This is a genomic window from Bartonella sp. AD328YNZD (assembly GCF_042196425.1).
Genome location: NZ_JBHIQG010000392.1, coordinates 1 through 2,090, shown reverse-complemented (window position 1 = coordinate 2,090; position 2,090 = coordinate 1). Strand labels below are relative to the sequence as shown.

Below are 2,090 nucleotides of genomic sequence, written 5' to 3'. Positions count from 1 at the left end.
CGAACTTCAAAACCCGCACGTTCACGAGTCAAACCACCTGGACCAAGAGCAGAAAGACGGCGTTTATGGGTAATTTCCGACAATGGGTTGGTTTGATCCATAAACTGCGACAATTGTGAAGACCCAAAAAACTCACGAACTGCTGCTGCTGCAGGCTTTGCATTGATCAAATCCTGCGGCATAACTGTATCAATTTCAACCGATGACATACGCTCTTTTATCGCACGTTCCATACGAAGAAGACCAACGCGATATTGATTTTCCATCAACTCCCCAACGGAACGAACGCGACGATTGCCAAGATTATCAATATCATCAATTTCACCACGACCATCACGCAATTCAACCAACATCTTAACAACAGCAAGAATATCCTCTTGACGTAAAATGCGAACTGTATCTGGACAATCAAGATCCATACGCAAATTCATCTTAACACGTCCAACAGCTGAAAGATCATAACGCTCTGGATCAAAAAACAAAGAATGGAACATTGCTTCTGCTGTATCGATTGTTGGAGGCTCTCCTGGACGCATTACTCGGTAAATATCAAACAACGCATCCTGCCGACTTTCATTTTTATCCACCTTTAAAGTGTTGCGGATATATGCTCCAATATTCATGTGATCAATATCAAGAATATTGATTTGATCAGCACTGACATCAAGCAAAATTTTCAATACTTTTTCGTCAATTTCATCACCAGCTTCAAGGTAGATTTCACCTGTTTCGTAATTGACGATATCTTCGGCCAGATAACAACCTAATAAATCATCTTCGCTAACTTTAACCGCCTTGAGACCTTTTTCTTCTAAAGACTTCGCAGTACGAACTGTTAGCTTTTTACCAGCCTCAGCAACAACTTCACCACTATCTGCATCGATAAGATCAGAAATAAGCTTCATTCCTTTAAAGCGATCAACAGAATAAGGAACACGCCATCCTTGTCCATCACGCTCATAAGTCACTTTATCATAAAACGTTGACAAAATATCCGACGCATCCATACCTAATGCCATCAAAAGACTGGTAACAGGAATCTTGCGCCGTCGATCAATACGCGCATAAATGATATCTTTAGCATCAAACTCAATGTCAAGCCAAGAACCACGATATGGAATAACACGAGCAGCAAAAAGAAGCTTTCCCGATGAATGCGACTTCCCTTTATCATGATCAAAAAAGACACCAGGAGAACGATGCATCTGGGAAACAATAACACGCTCTGTACCATTAACGATAAAGGTACCATTCGTCGTCATTAAAGGCATATCGCCCATATAAACGCCCTGCTCTTTAATGTCTTTGATATCTTTGGAGCCAGTATCCTCATCAACATCAAAAACAATCAAACGTAATATGACCTTTAATGGTGCAGCATAAGTTAAATCACGTTGGCGACATTCTTCAACATCAAATTTCGGTAAATCAAATTCATAACCAACAAACTCAAGCATAGCTGTACCGGAGAAATCTGAAATAGGAAATACCGATTTAAAAACAGCCTGCAAACCTTCATCTGGTCGCCCACCTTCCGGTTCCTCAACCATGAGAAACTGATCATATGACGCTTTTTGAACCTCAATAAGATTCGGCATTTCTGCCACTTCAGGAATCTTACCAAAAAATTTACGTACCCGCTTACGACCATTGAATTGAGACATCATTGCAAGAGTCTGAGCCATCATCGCTCCTTGATCTTTACTGTTCAAGGTAGACCAACCTTGAAAGCCTTATATCATTAACCTGCATATGCAGACCAGTTCACTTGACACCCAATAATGAGCATCATTAACTTTCCCCACCAACATAAGCCATTTATCTCTTTGACTCTATGATGACAGGATGAGTAATCAAAACCTATCCCATTATTGTGACAAAACCGTTGGGACAAGGTTTTCTACTCACGATTTTCTTTCTTTATTAAAAGAAAGAAAATCGGCGAACATAAATGTTCGCCAATAAAATTAAATTTACTTAAGTTCAACTTTAGCACCAGCAGCTTCAAGTTGGGATTTAATTTTCTCTGCCTCTTCTTTAGAAGCACCTTCTTTAATAGGCTTGGGTGCTCCTTCAACCAGATCTTTAGC

At 40.0% G+C, this 2,090-nt stretch carries 1 protein-coding gene and 1 pseudogene; both read right to left on the bottom strand.

Going from position 1 to position 2,090, the window contains the following annotated elements; translation table 11 throughout:
* Nucleotides 1-1,685 (bottom strand): annotated as a pseudogene (locus ACFIO3_RS12110) (DNA-directed RNA polymerase subunit beta); the annotation flags it as partial.
* Between the two features lie 288 nt (nt 1,686-1,973).
* Nucleotides 1,974-2,090: ribosomal protein L7/L12 (locus ACFIO3_RS12105; RefSeq protein WP_375704524.1), on the bottom strand; the 117-nt coding region annotated here is incomplete at its 5' end.